General features: G+C 63.9%; 15 protein-coding genes. 11 read left to right on the forward strand and 4 right to left on the reverse strand.

Going from position 1 to position 20,873, the window contains the following annotated elements:
* Positions 1-18: 18 nt before the first annotated feature.
* Genes AC3EMP_RS11800 through AC3EMP_RS11810 form a run of 3 tightly spaced genes read right to left on the reverse strand, consistent with a single transcriptional unit; the run spans position 19 to position 2,731 of the window.
* Entirely contained in the window at positions 19-681 is a 663-nt protein-coding gene (locus AC3EMP_RS11800; RefSeq protein ID WP_023726267.1) for an HAD family hydrolase, read from the reverse strand.
* Positions 678-1,961: a Tm-1-like ATP-binding domain-containing protein gene (locus tag AC3EMP_RS11805; RefSeq protein ID WP_023740567.1), complete on the reverse strand. Its 1,284-nt coding sequence runs from the start codon at positions 1,959-1,961 to the stop codon at positions 678-680. The genes AC3EMP_RS11800 and AC3EMP_RS11805 overlap by 4 nt, the downstream gene beginning before the upstream one ends.
* Positions 1,961-2,731 carry an IclR family transcriptional regulator gene (locus tag AC3EMP_RS11810; RefSeq protein WP_286441247.1) on the reverse strand — a complete coding sequence of 257 codons (771 nt, stop codon included), beginning with the start codon at positions 2,729-2,731 and terminating at the stop codon, positions 1,961-1,963. Before AC3EMP_RS11810 ends, AC3EMP_RS11805 begins: the two co-directional genes overlap by 1 nt.
* 166 nt (positions 2,732-2,897) lie before the next feature.
* Here AC3EMP_RS11810 and AC3EMP_RS11815 point away from each other — a divergent pair, with 166 nt between their 5' ends.
* The 3 genes from AC3EMP_RS11815 (at position 2,898) to AC3EMP_RS11825 (ending at position 7,087) form a co-directional block, all read left to right on the forward strand.
* Complete coding sequence (locus tag AC3EMP_RS11815; RefSeq protein ID WP_023726270.1) at positions 2,898-4,346, forward strand: APC family permease; 1,449 nt, start codon at positions 2,898-2,900, stop codon at positions 4,344-4,346.
* 63 nt (positions 4,347-4,409) lie between these two features.
* The gene (locus tag AC3EMP_RS11820) at positions 4,410-5,603 is read left to right on the forward strand and encodes a cytochrome P450 (RefSeq protein WP_023753971.1); all 1,194 of its coding nucleotides are present in this window, start codon (positions 4,410-4,412) and stop codon (positions 5,601-5,603) included.
* Positions 5,600-7,087, forward strand: coding sequence for an aldehyde dehydrogenase (locus AC3EMP_RS11825; protein WP_023695216.1), 1,488 nt, complete (start codon positions 5,600-5,602; stop codon positions 7,085-7,087). Before AC3EMP_RS11820 ends, AC3EMP_RS11825 begins: the two co-directional genes overlap by 4 nt.
* Positions 7,088-7,262: 175 nt before the next feature.
* Here AC3EMP_RS11825 and AC3EMP_RS11830 read toward each other — a convergent pair whose 3' ends face one another.
* Positions 7,263-9,551 (reverse strand): mechanosensitive ion channel family protein, encoded by a 2,289-nt coding sequence (locus AC3EMP_RS11830; protein ID WP_352712804.1) that lies wholly within the window; start codon positions 9,549-9,551, stop codon positions 7,263-7,265.
* Positions 9,552-9,833: 282 nt separating this feature from the next.
* Here AC3EMP_RS11830 and AC3EMP_RS11835 point away from each other — a divergent pair, with 282 nt between their 5' ends.
* The 8 genes from AC3EMP_RS11835 to AC3EMP_RS11870 all read left to right on the forward strand — a co-directional run bounded on the left by AC3EMP_RS11835 (position 9,834) and on the right by AC3EMP_RS11870 (position 20,766).
* A complete protein-coding gene (locus AC3EMP_RS11835; RefSeq protein WP_023667842.1) occupies positions 9,834-10,436 on the forward strand; it encodes an ANTAR domain-containing response regulator in 603 nt (200 codons plus the stop codon).
* A 2-nt stretch (positions 10,437-10,438) separates the two neighbouring features.
* The gene (locus AC3EMP_RS11840) at positions 10,439-11,677 is read left to right on the forward strand and encodes a CmpA/NrtA family ABC transporter substrate-binding protein (protein ID WP_027050164.1); all 1,239 of its coding nucleotides are present in this window, start codon (positions 10,439-10,441) and stop codon (positions 11,675-11,677) included.
* 338 nt (positions 11,678-12,015) lie between these two features.
* Positions 12,016-13,344, forward strand: coding sequence for a CmpA/NrtA family ABC transporter substrate-binding protein (locus AC3EMP_RS11845; protein WP_023667844.1), 1,329 nt, complete (start codon positions 12,016-12,018; stop codon positions 13,342-13,344).
* Between the two features lie 92 nt (positions 13,345-13,436).
* Entirely contained in the window at positions 13,437-14,327 is an 891-nt protein-coding gene (gene ntrB, locus AC3EMP_RS11850; protein ID WP_023682697.1) for a nitrate ABC transporter permease, read from the forward strand.
* Between the two features lie 10 nt (positions 14,328-14,337).
* Positions 14,338-15,135, forward strand: a complete 798-nt coding sequence (locus AC3EMP_RS11855; protein WP_352712803.1) for an ABC transporter ATP-binding protein — start codon at positions 14,338-14,340, stop codon at positions 15,133-15,135.
* A 4-nt stretch (positions 15,136-15,139) separates the two neighbouring features.
* Positions 15,140-17,590, forward strand: coding sequence for a nitrite reductase large subunit NirB (nirB, locus tag AC3EMP_RS11860; protein ID WP_023682695.1), 2,451 nt, complete (start codon positions 15,140-15,142; stop codon positions 17,588-17,590).
* Between the two features lie 5 nt (positions 17,591-17,595).
* The gene (gene nirD, locus AC3EMP_RS11865; protein ID WP_023682694.1) at positions 17,596-17,925 is read left to right on the forward strand and encodes a nitrite reductase small subunit NirD; all 330 of its coding nucleotides are present in this window, start codon (positions 17,596-17,598) and stop codon (positions 17,923-17,925) included.
* 3 nt (positions 17,926-17,928) lie between these two features.
* Positions 17,929-20,766 carry a molybdopterin-dependent oxidoreductase gene (locus AC3EMP_RS11870; protein WP_488494618.1) on the forward strand — a complete coding sequence of 946 codons (2,838 nt, stop codon included), beginning with the start codon at positions 17,929-17,931 and terminating at the stop codon, positions 20,764-20,766.
* The last annotated feature ends 107 nt before the right edge of the window (positions 20,767-20,873 follow it).

Consider the following 20,873-nt stretch of genomic DNA (forward strand, 5'->3'; position numbering starts at 1 on the left):
CAAGGCTCCGCAAATGTCTCAGGAGATGAGGTCGAAATGGCCGAGGGCCTCGGCATAGGAAAGTGCCGGTCGCGCGACGTCGAAATGAACCGTGCGCATGCCGGCGGCACGGCCGCCATCGACATTGCGCTGCTGGTCGTCAACGAACACACAGGCGCCGGAAGGCAGGCCAAGCGCCTCGGTCACCAAGGCATAGGCGCGCGGATCGGGCTTGAGGATGCCGGTATAAGTGGCGTCGACGATGGTGTCGAACAGCTCGAGCAGCGGCAGCCGCTGACGGAAGCCGGCGCCATAGAACAGATCTAGCTCGTTGGACACGATCGCCAGGCGAAATCCCGCCGCATGCACGGTCCGGATTGCGCGGACGGCTTCGGGCCGCACGATCTTTTCCGGCTCGGCTCCGCGTGCGCGCTGGACGAATGTCTCCATCGCCTGCCAGTCCTCGCCGACGAGCCGGCCGACTTCGCTGGTGCGGGTGCGCCAATAATCGCGCTCGCTGATCTCGTCGGCCTGCATTGAGCGCCACAGCGGATCTGAATCCGGGTCGAACGGCCCGTACCATTGCAGCGTTCCCGGCGCGAGGCCGAGCGCCTGTTCGGTCAAGGCATGGGTCTCGAAAAGGGTCCGGGTGACGACGCCGCCGAAATCGAGGACGAGCGCCTGGGCAGGAACAGCGCTCACGCAGCCACTCCCTTGGCCGGCATGCCGCGCGGGATGATGCCTTCCTCGACCCAGCGGTCGAAGATTTCGAGCGCCTTGCCGACGAACTCGTCGCTGTTAATGTGGGCGTCGATCTCGTGGAACTCGACGCCGGCGGGAATGGTCTTGCGCATCTCATCGGTGAACGCCGCGAGGGCTTCGGGTTCGTACAGCGGCTCGCCCTGCGCATCCCATTCCTGGATGCCGCCGGAGGGCAGGATGAAAGCGGAGCGCCCCTTCGACGCACCGAGCTTGGCGGCGATGGTCCTGGCGACTTCACGGCGGTCGGCGGCATCGACGGTGATCGAGCCGATCAACCTGTTATGAGCATGGAATGGCCGCTGCGCGAACTTTGTCGGCAGCGCCTGCCAGGTCGGCAAATCGACCATGTCCACGGCGCCAGGGGCTGCGATCTGCGGAATGCCGCGGGCGCCGGCATTCTCGAGCCGGTCGGCGCCGGAGCTGACGACCGAGCCGGCAAGATGATTGGTGATCTCCTGCAGGCTGAAGTCGAACACCGCGCAGAAATGGTCCTGGCTGGCGATCGATTCGAAGGCCCGGCCGCCCATCCCGGTGGTGTGAAAGACCGCGACATCATAGCCGCGCTGCTCCAACGCCGGCTTCAGCGTCTTCATATAGCGCAGGCAACTGCTGCCCAGCGAAGTCATGCCGATGGTCGGTCCGACCGCCGGGGCCGAAGCACGGGATGCAAGCACGATCCTCGCCGCACCGACGACCGCGCCGCAGGCCTGGGAAAGGACCAGCTTGCAGATGGTGTTGAGGCCGTAGAGCCCGCCTGCCCACAGGATCATCATCAGGTCGGGCGCGACACGCTCGGGCGGAATGAGATGCGAGTAGGCGATGGTCGAGACGACGAATTTCGGCACGCCGAGCGGCAGGCACAGCGCGACATCGAGCGCCAAATCGGTTCCCATCGAACCACCGATGGCGATGAAAGCGTCGATCTCGCCGCGCTGGTGAAGTTGGCGCACCAGCTGAACGGCGCCGACGGCCATCAATGTCATGGCGGTGTTTTCATCGCCGCTCGAGACGATTTCGGCCATCGTCACGCCAGCGGCCCGCGCAACGGCATGCTTGTCGTGATCGGGACTATAGGCGGGGGCGCCCAGCACGCTGACATCCATCATCACGGCGCGGCCACTGGATGCCTCGATACACGCTTTCATGAACAGCAGTTCGTCGGTCTTGGTGTCGCCCGTGCCGATGACCAGGATGCGGGGCGTCGCCATATCTGCAGACATCAGGCCTGCCTCCTCAGGGTTTGCAGGTTTTCGCCATTGAGGCGCATCGAAATCTCCCGTGCCGCGGTCACAACCGCAAGCCCTCGTTCCACGATCGCAGCCGGTGTCGTCCTGGCCTTCGGGGCTGCCACCGCAATTGTCCCCAGCGCAAGTCCGTCGGCGGCGCGGATTGCAGCCGCGACGCCGATCACGCCGTCCTCATGGCCCTGGTCGCAGATCGAATAGCCGCGGTCGCGCGCCTCGCCGATCGACTTTGAAATGGCGGCCGGCTCGACGAGGGTATGATCGGTGAAGGCCTCAAGCGAACCTGTCAGGCATGCTTTCACGGTCGCGTTGTCGGCGAAGGCGAGATAGGCGATGCCGGAGGCGGTGGAATGCAGCGGCAGAAGCTGGCCGACATCGATGTTCACCCGGTTTGCCCAACTTGAATGCTCGACATGGACGGTGATCAGCCTGTCGACGCCGAATTCCGACAGATGCACCGTCTCGGTTGTCGAACCCGCCAAATCCTGCGCCACGGGAATTGCCGTTTGCAGGAACGGGAAGCAGGCTTCGCGGATACGCGCCAGCCGCGACAGGCCGGCGCCGAGGCGATAGTGCCGCGTGCCGGCATCCTGCTCGACGAAGCCATGGCCGCCCAGCGCCATCAGCAGCCGCCGCGTCGTCGCCTTGTCCAAGGCGCACCGCCGCGCGAGATCGGAAAGTCCGAGCTCGGGCTCGTCCGCCGTGAACAGCTCCAGAAGTGAAATCGCCTTGCCGACCGTACCCATCCAGCCTCCCGCTCGGATAGAAACTTAATGTGTGAATTAACTTGACAGGCATCCGCATTCTTTGCAAGTCTATATTCAAAATAAGGGTTCAAATAATGAACCGATGGCATTCAGGGAGCAGGCCGAGCGGCCGCGAACCCACGGGTTCGTAAAACTGGAGGGACAAATGTCAGCAGTTTCGGAACAGGCGCCCGCCAACAGGCTGCGCAAGAACAGTCTTGGCGTCGGCGCTATCACCTTCATGGTGATTTCGGCGGCGGCGCCGCTCACCGCGGTCGCCGGCGGCACGCCGCTCGGCATGCTTATGGGCAATGGGGCGGGCTTTGCCGGAACCTATCTTATCGTGACCGTGTTGCTGCTGCTGTTTGCGGTCGGCTACGTCGCCATGTCGCGCCATGTCGGCAATGCCGGCGCCTTCTATGCCTATGCCGCGCGCGGGCTCGGCGGTTTTGCCGGCGGCGCAACCGCAATCATCGCGATCCTGTCCTACAACGCCATGCAGATCGGGGTCATGGGCCTGCTGGGGGCCGCGACCGCCGGCCTGTTCGCCGGCTGGGGCATCGACCTGCCCTGGTGGGTGTGGAGCTTCATCGCCGTTGCCATCGTCGCGGTGTTGGGCTACCGCCAGGTCGACCTCTCGGCCAAGATCCTGACGGTGCTGGTGCTGTGCGAATACATCGTGGTGCTGGTGTTAGACCTCGCCATCCTCAAGACCGGTGGCGACAGCGGCCTCTCGGCGGCGCCGTTCAGCTGGAGCCAGATCGTCAGCGGCTCGCCCGCCATCGCCATCCTGTTCTGTTTCGCCGCCTTCATCGGTTTCGAGGCGACGACGATCTACGCCGAGGAAGCCCGCGACCCCAAGGTGACCATTCCGCGCGCCACCTATTTCTCCGTGCTGCTGATCGGCGTCTTCTACATGGTCACGGCCTGGCTGATGGCGGTCGGCGCCGGCGTCGACAAATTGTTGCCGGCACTGCAGGCGCTTCAGGATCCGACGACTTTCCTGTTCGGCCTGTCCGACCGCTACGCCGGAACCATGCTGTCGCACGCCATGGGCATCCTGTTCGTGTCGAGCCTGTTTGCCGGCGTGCTGGCGTTCCACAACGCGGTTGCCCGCTACATCTACGTCTCGGGCCGCGAGAAGCTGTTGCCTGAAGCGATCGGCGTGACGCATTCAGTGCACCAGAGCCCGCATGTCGCTTCCGTCATCCAGAGCGTGTTGGCAGCGATCGTCATCGGACTGTTCGCGATACTCGGCCTCGATCCGGTTCTGGCGCTGTTTTCCTGGCTGACCAATGTCGCGACGCTGGGAGTCATCGTCATGATGGCGGTGGCCTCGCTCGCCGTGGTGATGTACTTCCGCGCCAACCCGTCGACGCAGGAGAATGCGCTGAAGACCACCATCCTGCCTGGGCTGGCCTTCATCGCTTTCGTCGTCATCATCTACCTGATCGTCATTAATTTCGGTGGCCTGTCGGGCGCCAGCGGCTTCCTCGGCGCGTTGCTGCCGGGGTTGGTGCTGATTGCCGCGGTGGTCGGCCTGCTGCTTGCCGGTGCGTTGAAGAGCCGGGATCCGGTTGCCTTCGAAAATCTCGGCGTGCCGCTGAAGGACTAGGACAAAGGACAAGGGGGTAGCGCGTTCGGCGCCGCCCCTTTCCATCGCAAGGGAGTAACGGCGTTGAGCTTTGCCGAGAGCATCACCGTTGAGGCGCTGGAAGCCGATCCGTATCCGATCTATGCGAAACTGCGGCGCAGCGCGCCTGTCGCTTTCGTGCCGGCGGTCAATCTCTGGTTCGTCACCCGCTGGAAGGACGTCGAGACCGTCGCAAAGTCACCCGACATCTTCTCCGCCGTCGTCGGTACGTCTCCGGTCGAACGCTCGTTCGGCAAGCCGACCATCATGACCACCGACGGCGAAACGCATAGACAGCTGCGCCAAGGCGTCGATCCGAAATACCGGCCGCGCACCGTCGCCGCCTATGCCGGCGATCTCGTACGGTCGATTGCCGAACCTTTTCTCGACCGGATCGCCGAACAAGGCTCCGCCGAGCTGATGGCGGATTATTTCGAGCCGGTGTCGACGCTCAGCCTGGCGCGCTCGCTTGGCCTTGCCGACATCGACATGCCGACGCTGCGCCGCTGGTTCTATGGCCTTGCGCAGGGCGCCATCAATTTCGAGAACGACCCGAAGCGGCAAGAGATCGCCGACGCGATCAGCGCCGAGGTCGGCGCAGCCATCCGGCCGACTCTGGATAGACTTGCGCGCGCCCCCGACGGCTCGGCGCTGTCGCATATGCTGCATGACGGCATGCCGGAAGGCACGACGCGGCCGATCGATTTCTTGATGCCGAGCATCAAGGTCATTCTGCTTGGCGGCATGCAGGAGCCCGGACATGGTGCCGGTTCGATCCTCGCCGGCCTGCTTGCGCATGCCGAACAATTGCGGCAGGTGCTCGCCGATCCCGAGACCTTTGTGCCCAGGGCTGTCGATGAAGGCTTGCGCTGGGTGGCGCCGATCGGAACCCAGACGCGGCAGACGACGCAGGCGGTCGAGCTTGGCGGCGTAACCATCCCTGCCGGCGCCGCGGTCGCTGCACTTGTCTCCTCGGCAAGCCGCGACGAGAGCCGCTTTGCCGATCCAGACCGCTTCGACATCAACCGCAGGGAAGGCAATCATGCCGCCTTCGGCTTTGGTCATCATTTCTGTTCGGGCCGGTTTTTCGCGCGCGAGCAGATGTGCCTTGCGTTAAGGCTGCTGCTCCTGCGCTTCCCCGATCTCAGCTTGGTGCCAGGCAAGGTGCCGGTGTTTCGCGGCTGGGAATTCCGCGCGCCAACCACGTTGTATGTTTCCCTGGGAGTCCGCCACCAATGATCAGCCAGAATGCCATCGACGCGCTGCGCAAGACGGAGATCGGCGAGCGGGGCTTGTTTATCGACGGCGTACAGGCCGTAGCGACGAGCGGCGCGACGCTGGCGGTGATTTCGCCGATCGACGGCCGCCCTTTTGCCAGCATCGCTGACGGCAATGCCGCTGACATCGATCGCGCGGTCCGATCGGCGCGAAAAGCATTCGAGAAGGGTTCATGGTCGCGCGCCGCCCCTGCCTTTCGCAAGAAGGTGCTGACGAAATTTGCCGAGCTGATCGAAAAACATGTCGATGAGCTGGCCGTGCTTGGCGTGCGCGACAACGGCACCGAGATCGGCATGGCCTACAAGGCCGAGCCGCTGTCGGCGGCCGGCACCATCCGCTACTACGCCGAGGCGATCGACAAGGTCTATGGCGAGATCGCGCCGACGGCCGACAATGTGCTCGGGCTGATCCACAGGGAGCCACTCGGTGTCGTCGGCGTCATCGTGCCGTGGAACTTCCCGCTGATGATCGGTGCCTGGAAGATTGCGCCCGCACTGGCCACCGGCAACAGCGTCGTCGTCAAGCCGCCGGAGATCGCCTCGCTGACCTTGCTGCGGCTGGCCGAACTCGCAAGCGAGGCTGGACTTCCCGAAGGCGTGTTCAACGTCGTTACCGGTCATGGTGCTGTCGCCGGCGAAGCGCTTGGCCTCCATATGGATGTCGACGCCATCGCCTTTACCGGATCGGGGCCGGTCGGCCGGCGGCTGCTCGAATACTCCGCCCGTTCCAATTTGAAGCGGGTCTTCCTCGAGCTTGGCGGCAAGTCGCCCAACATCGTCTTTGCCGACGCTCCGGACCTGAAGCAGGCGGCGGTCGTCTCGGCTAACGGCATCTTTCGCAATTCAGGCCAGGTCTGCGTGGCGGGCTCGCGTCTGCTCGTCCAGTCGTCGGTCTATGATCTTTTCATGGACGAACTTGTCTCGGCAACCACGCGGCTCAAGGTCGGCGACCCGCTCGATCTCGCCAGCGATATCGGTGCGGTATCGAGCGCCGAACAGCTGGACAAGAATCTCGGCTTCGTCGCCATGGCGCAAGCCGAAGGCGCCCGTCTCGTCGCCGGTGGCGAACGGATACTGACCGAGACCGGCGGCAGCTACATGGCGCCGACGATCTTCGAGAACGTGACGCAAGAGATGCAGTTGGCGCGCGAGGAGGTGTTCGGACCGGTGCTCGGCGTGATGCGCTTCGAGACCGAGGAGGAGGCGGTGCATCTGGCCAACTCCACTGTCTACGGACTTGCCTCGGCGGTGTGGACCGCCAATCTTTCCACGGCCCATCGCATGGTGCGCGCCATCAACGCCGGTGTCGTCCACGTCAACACCTATGGCGGAGCCGATATCACCGTGCCGCTTGGCGGCGTCAAACAGTCCGGTTTCGGCCGTGACAAGTCGCTGCATGCGCTGGAGAAATTTGTCGACCTCAAGACCGCCTGGATTGCGCTCTGAGCCTCGCGGAAAGGCCAGCATATCTGCTCTTTTCGTCAAGCTTGGCCTCAGAACGCCACGCTGGTGCTGGTTGGCGGCGATCAGGTCGTCGCTATCGGCAGCTCGACTAGCGTGGTGTCGCGGGTCCAGGCTTTGCGCGGAAAGCCGTGTTGCGACCGGCGGGTATCACAGCGTCCTACTCCGTTGTGCCGGCTTTTTTTCTGCGCCGATTGGTGTGCGACTGGGCGACGGCCATTCGTAATTCAGGTGTGACCTCCAAACGCGCATTCTCTGTCCCATGCGGGTCTTGCAGCCCCTGGACGTGGACGGTCGGGAATGGGAGCTCGATGCCCTGCTCCTTGAAGGCCTGGCGGAGGCGCAAAAAGAACCTGCCTTTCATGCTGAAGGCGCCTCCAGGTCTGGTCGTGACCTTGACCCTCAAGACGATGCCGTACTCGCCGAACTCCTGCACCCCCTGCATCTTGATCGGTTCGATCACCCAGTGTTTGAACTCCGGATCTTCCGCCAGTTCCAGGCCAATTCGCTTGATCAGTTTGCGAGCAAAGTCGATATCGGTGTCATAGCCAACGGTGATGTTGAATTTGTCGGTGACCCAGTCACGGCTCTGGTTCTGCACGGCGCCGAGTTCGCCGAAAGGTATCGTGAACAGCGGACCACGATGGTGGCGCAGCTTCACCGAGCGCAGCGAAAAGCTCTCCACCGTACCCCTGTAGCTGCCCGATGAAATGTATTCGCCGACACGGAAAGCATCGTCGAGCAGATAAAACACGCCAGAAATCACGTCCTTGACGATGGTTTGCGCGCCAAAACCCACGGCGACGCCGACGACGCCGGCGCCGGCGATCAGCGGGCCGATCTGGATGCCGATCGAAGCGAGCATCATCAGCACCGCCATCACGATGATCACTGCTAGCAGAATGTTCTGGATGATCGGCAACAGCGTGTGCAGCCGCGCCTGATGCGGATCGAGGGTGAGGATGTCTTCTTCGCTCACCACCGCTTGCGGTATCGCGACGCCCAGCTTTCGTTCGATCAAGGCTTTGATGATCGACCAGCCGAAATCGGCAGCAAGGGCAATGACCACGACGTTGATCAAGCCGCGCAATATGAGCATGGTGGTCGTATCGCTGCCGCGCATGGATTGCATGTCCAGGCCCAGTACGCGTGCGAGAAGGTAAGCCGCCGCGAGGATGAAAATCATCCGGATACCGCGATCGATGACAGCGATCGTCACCGCCGGGATCGTCGGCCGGCCGGCATCTTCCGAACCGGGCCGCAGGACGAAATTAACCCCGCGCTCTGTCAGCACAATTGCCAAAGGCAGGAAGAATGCGGTGAAGGTAAACCAGAAGAATGTGTAGAGGCCGGCAATGCGTTCGAGGAACAGAACGACGAAGTAAGCCGTCAACAACCATGTCACTGCCGTGTGACCGCTGTGGCGCGCGCCGTCTCGCTGCGTTCTTGGCCGACGCCAAATGGCCAGCAGGAAGAGCAACAGCAGGATGAAATCGGCGCCCACCGACAGGACCATCATTCCGTCCTGGTCTATGCCGAGACCCGGCAAGAGGACAAACGCGGCGGCGAAGAAGGCGAAAACGCCGACGATCCGGGGCAGCCAATAAGCCCAATGGTCAGCAGCTCCGTTGGTGATCGGCAGGGCACGAACCTCGATGGCGTGCTCGACCTCCATGAAAGAAGGGACGAGCGTGGCCATCACGTATAGGCGCACAGCCCACGTAAAGACCGCAGCCATCAGAAATGTCAGCACAATCTCGCGGATGAGCGCTGGCCAGTCGAACAGCATGAACGCACCGGCGCTGCCCAGCGCGAACGAGCCGACCATCATGCTGGAATAAAGCGTGCGGCCGCCGATCTTCTTGGCCCGCCCGATGGGCGTATCTCTGGGTTGCGCGATGATCCAAAGACGAAATGGACGGGTGAGCTTGTATATTGCCCAGGTGAGCGCCAGGCCGGCAGCGATAAAGATCGCAATCAGCACCAATATGCTGACGGGGCCCTTGCTGGACATATCGTCCATTGTCTGGGCCCGGACGCGCGCGAACTGGCCTGGCAGTGTGGGCACGGTTCGCACGATTTTCTCGATGTGATGCTTGATCCGATCGAGCGTCGAGGATGCCATTGTATTCATCTGGCCCGGTGCGGCCACGGCGTCGGCCGGCGGAGCGCCAGCCGCAGCAGGCGCTTCCGTTGATCCAGCGGCCGGATTTCGTTGCTCGGCCACCCAGGCCTTCACCGACGGATCGTCGAGAAGCTCGAACAGCTGTTTGACCTTGTCGGGCGCGACGGCGGCCGGTGACTGCGCCTGTGCCGGGCCAGCCAGCAGGAGGGCGATCCCAAGGACGAACGGCCCGGCAATCAGGGCAAACTTCGTCGTCAGGCCTCCGAGACGCCGTGCCGGGCGCGCCAGCTTGCTGGCTCCCAATCGTCGATTCATGAGCAGCATCGTGCGGTAACCTTCCGGTCAGATCGGCGAGCAAGGACAGCTATGTCCGTCGTTGCCCCCACCTTTAACAAGCCGATGTTGCGGTGCAAGTCTCATCGCACCTAGACCGTTGGGTAGGGCACCAGGCGACCGGCAAGGCTGTCATCACCAGTGCCAGCGTTGCGCTGCATTCCTTGTCCCGACCACCTAGACCGGGTCGTTGTCGGTCGGGGGTTGCTCCGCGGCGGGAGCCTGTGACCATGCCGCATTGCACAATTTTGCGACCTTGCCCACAATGCACGCATGGTCCGCAGCTCACTCGCCGTCCTGGTCATCGACGAAAACCGTATCCGCGCCGCGATCATCGAGGCAGGTTTGCGCGAGGCCGGCCATGAGCGGGTCACCGTCATCCACGACGTGACCGGCATTGCGCGGCGCATCGCCGAGATCGAGCCGGACGTCATCGTCATCGACCTGGAAAACCCGAACCGCGACATGCTGGAAAACATGTTCCAGCTGTCGCGTGCGGTGAAGCGGCCGATCGCCATGTTCGTCGACCGATCGGACCAGGCATCGATCGAAGCGGCGGTCGATGCCGGCGTTTCGGCCTATGTGGTCGACGGCCTCAGGCAAGAGCGCGTCAAGCCGATCCTGGACATGGCGGTCAGCCGCTTCAACGCTTTCTCGCGCATGGCGCGCGAGCTGGAAGAGGTTCGAGGGGAGCTTGAGAGCCGCAAGGTGATCGACCGTGCCAAGGGCATCCTGATGAAGTCGCGCGGCCTGACCGAAGAGGCCGCCTACACGCTGCTGCGCAAGACGGCGATGAACCAGAACCGCAAGATCGGCGACATTGCCCAGAGCCTGGTGACTGCCGCCGGGCTGCTCGGGCCGTCGGAGGACGAATGAGCATGAGCGCCGAGCACCAGATCACCGCCGGCTTCATGCCGCTCTTCGACAGTGCCGTGCTGGTTGCGGCGGGTGAGCTTGGGTTTGCCGCGCGCGAGGGCATCGATCTCACACTTCACCGCGAGACCTCCTGGGCCAACATCCGCGACCGCATCGCCATCGGCCATTTCCACCTGGCGCACATGCTGGGGCCGATGCCGCTCGCCTGCAATCTCGGGCTGACGCCGCTTGCTTCCGAGACCATCGTGCCGTTTTCGCTCGGGCTTGGCGGCAATTGCGTCACCATCTCCAACGCTGTCTGGGAAGGCATGGCGGCACACGGCGCCATACCCGATCTCGAGCCCGCGCGCGCGGGCGCAGCCCTCGGTGCCTTCATTCGCGACCGCGCCGGGGCTGGCGGCGATCCGCTGCGCTTTGCCGTGGTGCACCCGCATTCGGGGCATAATTACGAACTGCGCTACTGGCTTGCCGGGTGCGGCATCGATCCGGAGCGCGAGATCGAGATCGTCATCGTGCCACCGCCCTTCATGGCCGATGCGCTGGTCGCCGGGCGGATCGACGGCTACTGCGTCGGCGAGCCCTGGAACAGCGCCTCGGTCGCCGCCGGCACCGGCCATATCGTCACCATCAAGGCGCTGCTGTGGCGCAACAGTCCGGAGAAGGTGATCGGCGTGCGCAAGGCCTGGTCGCAGGAGAACCCGGTCGCGCTGGCAGCATTGCTGCGCGCGCTGCATCATTCGGCGCGCTGGTGCCAGGATCCGGGCAACCACGCCGAACTGGCTGGTGTGATGGCTCAAGCTGGCTTCCTCGGCCTGCCACCAGCTGTCCAGATGCCGATCCTGACCGGCCATCTTGAACTGGGCGGCGGCGCCGAACTGGATGTCGACGACTTCTTCCTGCCCTTCGACAAGGCGGCGAACTTTCCGTGGAAGAGCCATGCGCTGTGGTTCTATACGCAGATGGTGCGCTGGGGGCATGTCGAGCACACGCCGGAAAACCTTGCTATCGCCCGTGACTGCTACCGTCCGGACCTCTACCGCTCGGCGCTAAAGCCGCTTGGCGTTGCACTTCCCGGCGCCAATGCGAAGGTCGAGGGCGCGCTTAAGGTCGCCACGGCTGTCGGTGCGACTGGGGCAGGCTTGGTGCTTGGGCCGGACGGCTTCTTCGACGGTCAGACCTTCGACCCCGACGAGATCGACGGCTATATAGCGCGCCAGAAAGTCGCTCGCGCGGAAGCCTGATCATTCTCGCGCCATTCTTGTGCATTGCACAAAAAATGTGCGTGCGATTGCTGTAATGAACAATCTTTGACCTGCTTGCGATGTCGCCTCGCGTGCCGGCGTCTGGCGCGTAATGTTGATTTCATTTAGGTTTTTCGTTTCACTCAGAACTGGCACGGTTCCTGCTTTGAATTAGCCAGACCCTTCGCGGGTCACGGAACAGGCGTCCAATGGCGGGCGCCACAGGCAAAGCTGCCGCTCAGGTCAACGACGCGATCCCGGATGTACGGACGCGCGAGGCCTGGACGGCGGCTTTTTTGTTTTGGGCCACTCGACGAAGCGTTCAACCGGAGATCACGATGAAAGAAAAAATAGGGAAATGGATCGGGACGGGAACATCGCTCAAGGATGTGACGCGCCGCGATTTTCTTGTCAGCAGCGCCATGACGGCCGGCCTGTTCGTGGCGGCCCGCAAGCTCTTCCCCTCGGGCGCCTATGCCGCCACGACCGCTCCGGAGGTCACCGGCGCCAAGCTCGGCTTCATCGCGCTGACCGACGCGGCGCCGCTGATGATCGCCAAGGAGAAGGGGCTGTTCGCCAAGTTCGGCATGCCCGACGTCGAGGTGATCAAGCAGGCCTCCTGGGGCGCGACGCGCGACAATCTGATGCTCGGCGGCGAAGCCAACGGCATCGACGGCGCTCACATCCTGACGCCGCTGCCCTATCTCATGCACACCGGCAAGGTGACGCAGAACAACCAGCCGATGCCGATGGCTATCGTGGCGCGGCTCAACTACGACTGCCAGGGCATTTCGGTTGCGCAGGAATACGCCGGCACCGGTGTCGGCCTCGACGCCTCCAAGCTGAAGGACGCCTTCGCCGCCAAGAAGGCGGCCGGCAAGGAAATCAAGGCCGCCATGACGTTCCCGGGCGGCACGCATGATTTGTGGCTGCGCTATTGGCTGGCCGCCGGCGGCATCGATCCCGACAAGGACGTCTCGACCATCGTCGTGCCGCCGCCGCAGATGGTCGCCAACATGAAAGTCGGCAACATGGACGTGTTCTGCGTTGGCGAACCGTGGAACGAACAGCTCGTCCACCAGGGCGTTGGTTTCACCGCCGCCACCACCGGCGAACTGTGGAAGGGTCATCCCGAAAAGGCGCTCGGCCTCCGCGCCGAATTCATCGACAAATACCCGAACGCCACCAAGGCGATCGTGATGGCCGTCATGGAGGCCCAGCAATGGTGTGAGGCCACGGAGAACAAGGACGAGATGGCCGCCATCATCGGCAAGCGGCAATGGATGAACGTGCCTGTCGCCGACATTATCGGCCGCCTCAAGGGCGACATCAACTACGGCAATGGCCGCGTGGCCACCGGCACTGACCTCTACATGAAATTCTGGAAGGGTGGCGTCTCCTATCCCTACAAGAGCCACGACAGCTGGTTCCTCGCCGAAAACATCCGTTGGGGAAAATTCGCGCCGACCACCGACATCAAGACGCTGGTCGATCAGGTCAATCGCGAGGATATCTGGCGCGAGGCGGCGAAGGATCTCGGCGTTGCCGCAGCCGATATTCCGGCCTCGTCGTCGCGCGGCGTCGAGACCTTCTTCGACGGCAAGATTTTCGACCCGGCCAACCCGTCGGCCTATCTCGACAGCCTGAAGATCAAGGCATCGGCTTGACCAGCGCAAACGGCGCGTTCCGCCGTTTGTCGCCCCAGCGCAACGGCGCTTCGCCGTTGTCGCCCGCATCGACCCCGGAGTTATACCCAGACATGTCCATCCAAGCCATTGAGGAAACCACGGTGAAGGCGTTCCCCGCCAAGCCTGCCGCGGTCATCGCTTTCACCGCCAAAGCGCGGCGCCGCTTCGACCCGATCGCGATCGCCGGCAGGCTGGCCACCGCCCTGGTGCCGCCGGTCATCGTTATCGCCTTCATGCTGGTCGTGTGGCAGATCGCCTGCTCGTCGCCGACCGCCAGCCTGCCGCCGCCCAGCCAGGTGTGGAACGAGGCCTATGACCTGATCGCGCATCCGTTCTTCAACAACGGCCCGCAGGATATCGGCCTTGCGTGGCGGGTGCTGATCTCTCTGCAGCGCGTCGCCATCGGCTTCGGCCTGGCGGCGATCGTCGGCGTCGCGCTCGGCGCCCTGGTCGGCCAGTCGATCTGGGCCATGCGTGGCCTCGATCCGGTGTTCCAGATACTGCGCACCGTGCCGCCGCTGGCCTGGTTGCCGCTGTCGCTGGCTGCTTTCCGCGATTCCAGCCCGTCGGCGCTGTTCGTTATCTTCATCACCTCGATCTGGCCGATCATCATCAACACCGCCGTCGGCGTGCGAAACATTCCGGAAGACTACCGCAACGTCTCGCGCATCCTGCGGCTCAACCAGTTCGAATTTTTCGTCAAGATCATGGTTCCGGCAGCTGCACCTTACATCTTCACCGGCTTGAGGATCGGCATCGGCCTGTCCTGGCTCGCCATCGTCGCCGCCGAAATGCTGACCGGCGGCGTCGGCATCGGCTTCTTCATCTGGGACGCCTGGAACTCGTCGCGGCTGCCCGACATCATCGTCGCGCTCGCCTATATCGGCGTCACCGGCTTCTGCCTCGACCGCCTGGTCGCTGCGGTCGGCGCTTTCGTCACCCGCGGCACAACGGCAAAGTGAGGAGAGGGCGATGACGGCCTATCTGAAGCTCGACCATATCGACAAATCCTTTGCCCGCGGCGGTCAGGTCAGCGAGGTGCTCAAGGACATCAGGCTGACCATCGACAAGGGCGAATTCGTCGCCATCATCGGCCATTCCGGCTGTGGCAAGTCGACCTTGCTCAATCTGATCGCCGGGCTGACCAAGGTTTCCGCCGGCGCCGTGCTGCTTGAAAACAAGGAGGTCGACAGCCCCGGACCCGAGCGCGCCGTGGTGTTCCAGAACCACAGCCTGCTGCCATGGCTCACCGTCTACGAAAACATCAGCCTGGCGGTGTCGAAAGTCTTTGGCCGTTCCAAGAGCAGGACCGAGCGACATGACTGGATCATGCGCAATCTCGATCTCGTGCAGATGGCCCATGCCAAGGACAAGCGGCCGGCCGAAATATCGGGCGGCATGAAGCAGCGCGTCGGCATTGCCCGGGCGCTTGCCATGGAGCCGAAGATCCTGTTGCTCGACGAGCCGTTCGGGGCACTCGACGCGCTGACGCGCGCCCATCTGCAGGATGCGGTTATGGACATCCATTCCAGGCTCGGCTCGACGACGATCATGATCACCCACGATGTCGACGAGGCGGTGCTGTTGTCCGACCGCATCGTCATGATGACCAACGGTCCGGCGGCGACAATCGGCGAGGTGCTTGCGGTGCCGTTGCTGCGGCCGCGTCGACGCGTCGAACTCTCTTCCGACCGCACCTTCCTGCGCTGCCGCGAAGCGGTGCTGAAGTTCCTCTATGAACGTCATCGCTTCGTCGAAGCCGCGGAGTAACGCCATGACCGAAAAGCTCGTCATCATCGGCAACGGCATGGCCCCCGGGCGCATGCTGGAGCATCTGCTCGAACAGGCGCCGGGCCGCTACACCGTGACCATCTTCAACGCCGAGCCGCGGGTGAACTACGACCGCATCATGCTGTCGCCGGTTCTCTCCGGCGAAAAGGCCTATGAGGAAATCATCATCCACGGCGACGGCTGGTACATCGCCAACAACATCACCCTTTACAAGGGTCACAAGATCGTCGCCATCGACCGGGCGGCCAAGACCGTCACCTCCGACCACGGCGTCACCGAGCCTTACGACAAGCTCGTCATCGCCACCGGATCGGTGCCTTTCATCATTCCGGTGCCCGGTCACGATCTGCCGGGCGTGCTGACCTATCGCGACCTCGACGATGTTCAGGCCATGATGCTTGCCGCCCAGTCGCGGGCCAAGGCCGTGGTCATCGGCGGCGGCCTGCTCGGGCTGGAGGCGGCAGCAGGTTTGAACGCCCAAGGCATGGACGTCACCGTGCTGCATGTCATGCCGACATTGATGGAGCGTCAGCTCGATCCAGCCGCCGGCTATCTCCTGCAGCGCGCGGTGGAACAGCGCGGCATCAAGGTCATCACCAAGGCCAACACCCAGGCGATCACCGGCAACGGCAAGGTCGGGCAGGTGGAGCTTGCCGACGGCACTATTATCCCGGCAACGCTGGTGGTGATGGCGGTCGGCATCCGGCCGAATGCGGCGCTGGCCAAGGAGGCCGGCATAGCCGTCAATCGTGGTATTGTCGTCGATGCCGGCATGCGCAGCAACGACCCCGACGTCTACGCGCTCGGCGAATGCGCCGAGGTCAACGGCCAGGTCTACGGGCTGGTCGCGCCGCTCTACGAGATGGCGCGCGTTGCCGCGAACCAGTTGGCCGGCAACGAGGCAGCGGCCTTCGTCCACATGGACACGCCGACCAAGCTCAAGGTCACCGGCATCGACCTGTTCTCGCTTGGCGACTTCGCCGAAGGCGAGGACCGCCAGGAGATCGTGCTGCGCGATGCCGCCGCCGGCGTCTACAAGCGCCTTGTGCTCAAGGACGACCGCATCATCGGCACCGTGCTTTATGGCGAGACGGCGGACGGGGCCTGGTTCAACGATCTCAAGAAGAAGCAGACCGACATATCGGAGATGCGCGACACGCTCATCTTCGGCCAGTCCTACCAGGGGGGTGCCCCGCTGGACCCTATGGCGGCCGTTGCAGCCTTGCCGGATGATGCGGAAATCTGCGGCTGCAACGGCGTTTGCAAGGGAAAGATCACCGGCGCGATCACGGCCAAGGGCCTGGCTTCGCTCGACGACGTGCGCGCCCACACCAAGGCATCGGCTTCCTGCGGTTCGTGCACCGGGCTGGTCGAGAAGCTGATGGTGCTGACCATCGGCGACAAATACAACCCGGCCGCCGTGCAACCGATGTGCGGCTGCACCACGCTCGGCCATGACGAGGTGCGCCGGCTGATCATCGCCAAGAGCCTGAAGACCATTCCCGCCGTCATGCAGGAGCTGGAATGGACGACCTCCTGCGGCTGCGCAAAATGTCGGCCGGCGCTCAACTACTACCTCGTCTGCGACTGGCCGAACGATTACGCCGACGACTATCAGTCGCGCTTCATCAACGAACGCGTCCACGCCAACATCCAGAAGGACGGCACCTATTCGGTGGTGCCGCGCATGTGGGGCGGCGTCACCAACGCCGCCGAACTGCGCGCCATCGCCGACGTCGTCGATAAGTTCGAGATACCGATGGTCAAGGTCACCGGCGGCCAGCGCATCGACATGCTGGGCATCCGCAAGGAGGATCTGCCGGCGGTGTGGGCCGATCTCGGCCAGGCCGGCTTCGTCTCAGGCCATGCTTACGCCAAGGGCCTGCGCACGGTGAAGACCTGTGTCGGCTCCGACTGGTGCCGCTTCGGCACGCAGGATTCGACCGGCCTCGGCATTCGCATCGAGAAATTCATGTGGGGCTCGTGGACCCCGGCCAAGGTCAAAATGGCGGTGTCGGGCTGTCCGCGCAACTGCGCCGAGGCGACCTGCAAGGATGTCGGCGTGATCTGTGTCGACAGTGGCTACGAGATCCATTTCGCCGGCGCCGCCGGCCTCGACATCAAGGGCACCGAAGTGCTTGGCCTGGTCAAGACCGAAGACGAGGCGCTGGAGCATGTCGTGGCGCTGACGCAGATGTATCGCGAGCAGGGCCGCTATCTCGAGCGCATCTACAAATGGGCCAAGCGCATCGGCATCCCCGAGATCAAGCGCCAGATCATGGACGACGGCGCCAAGCGCAAGGCCTATTACGAGCGCTTCGTCTTCAGCCAGAAATTCGCCCAGGTCGACCCGTGGTCGGAACGCGTCTCCGGCAAGGACAAGCACGAGTTCCGGCCAATGGCTTCTGTCGGGTTTGCGCAGGCGGCGGAGTGATCAAAATGGACTGGATATCGATCGGCTCACTCTCCGACATCCCGCGGCGTGGCGCGCGCTGCGTCGACACACCCGAGGGTAAGATCGCCGTCTTCCGCACGCAGGACGATCAGGTCTACGCCATCGACGATCATTGCCCGCACAGAGGTGGGCCGCTGAGCCAAGGCATCGTCCACGGCACCGCCGTCACCTGTCCCTTGCACAATTGGGTCATCTCGCTGGAGACGGGCAAGGCGCTCGGCGCCGACGAGGGCGCCGTACGCACCATTCCTGTGCGGACCGAGGGCGAGCACCTGTTCATTGCGCTGAAAGCGCTGGCCAGCCGCGCGGCCTGAAGCATGGAACTGGGCGAAGCGCGCGAGGTGAGGACCACCTGCCCCTATTGCGGGGTGGGTTGCGGCGTGCTGGCGAAAGTCGCCGCGGACGGTGAAGTCAGCGTCCGCGGCGACCCCGACCATCCAGCGAACTTCGGCCGGCTCTGCTCCAAGGGCTCGGCCCTGGCCGAAACCATCGACCTCGACGGCAGGCTGCTCTACCCCGAAATCCACGGTCGCCGTGCCGGCTGGGACGAGGCGCTCGACCGCGTCGCTTCGACCTTTTCGCAAACCATCGCCGAGCACGGTCCTGACTCCGTCGCCTTCTATGTCTCCGGCCAGTTGCTGACCGAAGACTACTATGTCGCCAACAAGCTGATGAAGGGCTTCATCGGCTCGGCCAACATCGACACCAATTCGCGGCTATGCATGGCCTCCTCGGTTGCCGGCCACCGCCGCGCCTTCGGCTCCGACACCGTGCCCGGCACCTACGAGGATCTCGAGCTCGCCGACCTGATCGTGCTGGTCGGCTCCAATCTCGCCTGGTGCCATCCCGTGCTCTTCCAGCGCATCGCGACGGCCCGGGAAAAACGACCGGAGATGAAGGTCGTGCTGGTCGATCCTCGCCGCACCATGACCGCTGATATCGCCGACATGCACCTGGCGATCGCACCGGATGGCGACGTTGCTTTGTTCACCGGACTGCTCGCCTGGCTCGGCCGGCACAACGCGCTCGAGCGCGGCTATGTGACCGCACACACGACCGGCTTCGGCCAAGCTCTCTTCGCCGCATCGGCGCTCGACCTTGCCGGCATTGCCGCCGCCACCGGCCTGAGCGAGGACGAGCTCACCCGCTTCTACAACCTGTTCGCCGCGACTGCGAAAACCGTCACTGTCTACAGCCAGGGAGTGAACCAGTCGTCTTCGGGCACCGACAAGGTCAACGCCATCATCAACTGCCACCTCGCCACCGGCCGCATCGGCAAACCTGGGGCAGGGCCGTTTTCGGTGACCGGCCAGCCCAACGCCATGGGCGGCCGCGAGGTCGGCGGCATGGCCAACATGCTGGCTGCCCATATGGAGATCGATAACCCCGAGCACCGCGACCGCGTGCAGCGTTTCTGGAATGCGCCGGCCGTCGCCCAAAAGCCCGGTCTGAAGGCGGTCGAGATGTTTCAGGCGATCGCCGCCGGCCGCATCAAGGCACTGTGGATCATGGCCACCAACCCGGTCGATTCGATGCCGGATGCCGATGCCGTCGAGGCAGCGATCAAGGCCTGCCCGTTTGTCGTGGTTTCGGATGTGCTGGCGAGCACGGACACCGTGCGTCACGCCCATGTGCGGCTACCCGCCGCCGCCTGGGGCGAGAAGGACGGCACCGTGACCAATTCAGAGCGCCGCATCTCGCGCCAGCGCAGCTTTCTTGCAGTGCCCGGCGAGGCGCGGCCGGATTGGCAGATCATTGCCGAGGTGGGCAAGCGGATGGGGTTTGGCGAGGCGTTTGCGCATGTGACGCCGGCGGAGGTTTTCGCCGAACACGCCGCGCTGTCGGGTTTCGAGAATGACGGCGCGCGGGATTTCGATATCGGCGCTTATGGTGCGATCGATGCCGACGCCTATGAAGAATTGGCTCCGTTCCAATGGCCGGCGCCGAGCCCAGCCACCCCCCTCTGGCCTGCCGGCCATCTCCCCCGCAAGGGGGGAGATCAGCCGTCGCCTCGGCCTTCGCCAATTACCAACGATGCAGAAGATATGCCGGCGTCAAAGCTGCCAATCTCCCCCCTTGCGGGGGAGATGTCCGGCAGGACAGAGGGGGGTGTTCAAGCGGGACTTGACCCTTCCAGCACCCGCTTCTTCGCCAACGGCAATTTCTACAATCCCGACCGCAAGGCGCGCTTCATCGCCATTCGTCCCATCGTCGAGACACGCACCAGCCCGGACTATCCGCTGATCCTCAACACCGGCCGTGTTCGCGACCATTGGCACACGATGACCCGCACTGGGAAAAGCCCACGTCTCTCCCAGCACATGGCCGAGCCCTTCGTCGAGATCCACCCGGCGGATGCCACGCATCACGGCATTGGCGACGCCGACATCGTGCGCGTCTCCAGCCCGCGCGGCGATGTGCTGGTGCGCGCGCTGGTGACGGCACGCCAGCGCCAGGGGAGCGTGTTTGCGCCGATGCACTGGACTGACCAGTTTTCGGCAAAAGGCCGGCTCGACACGCTGACCGCGCCTCTGACCGATCCGGTTTCCGGTCAGCCTGCGCTGAAACATGTCGGCGCCCGCATCGAGAAGTTCGCCGCGAGAGCCTTCGGCTTCGCCGTGGTGCGCCGCAAGCCGGTGGCGGTCGCAGCAGATTACTGGGCCGTGGCCAAATGCAAGGGCGGCTGGCGGGTGGAGCTTGCCTTTGCTGACGACGACATCGACTGGGCTGGTTTTGCTGGTTCGCTTTTCGATGTTCCCGTAGCCGATACGCTCGCTTATCACGACCGCGATACCGGCCAGCATCGTATTGCTGCCTTCGACGACCAGCACCTCGCCGGGGCTTTGTTTATCGCGTCGGGACCGGTGGCGGTTTCGCGGGGTTGGGCGGCACAGCAACTCCAGGAGGTTCACACCAGCCAGCGCGAACGCTTCAGGATCGTCGCCGGTCGCGCCGGCGCCGATCGGCCCGATTCGGGCGCGACCGTCTGCTCCTGTTTCAGCGTCGGGGTCAACCAGATCGCGGCGGCAGTGGCAGCCGGGTGCGCGACAGTCGAAGCCATAGGCGGCGCCCTGAAGGCCGGCACCAATTGCGGCTCCTGCCGGTCCGAGATCCGGGCGGTCATCCAGGCCAATCGGGTTCAGGCTGCGGAGTAGATGCGGCTGGATGGGGAGGGGATCTGAAGATACCCTCTTGGGCCACCAAGGCCATCGATTGCGGAAGGTGGTGGCGGTCCTTTTCGGGCCGCTATGAGCGCGCCGGC

This window comes from Mesorhizobium sp. P160219 (assembly GCF_057786095.1).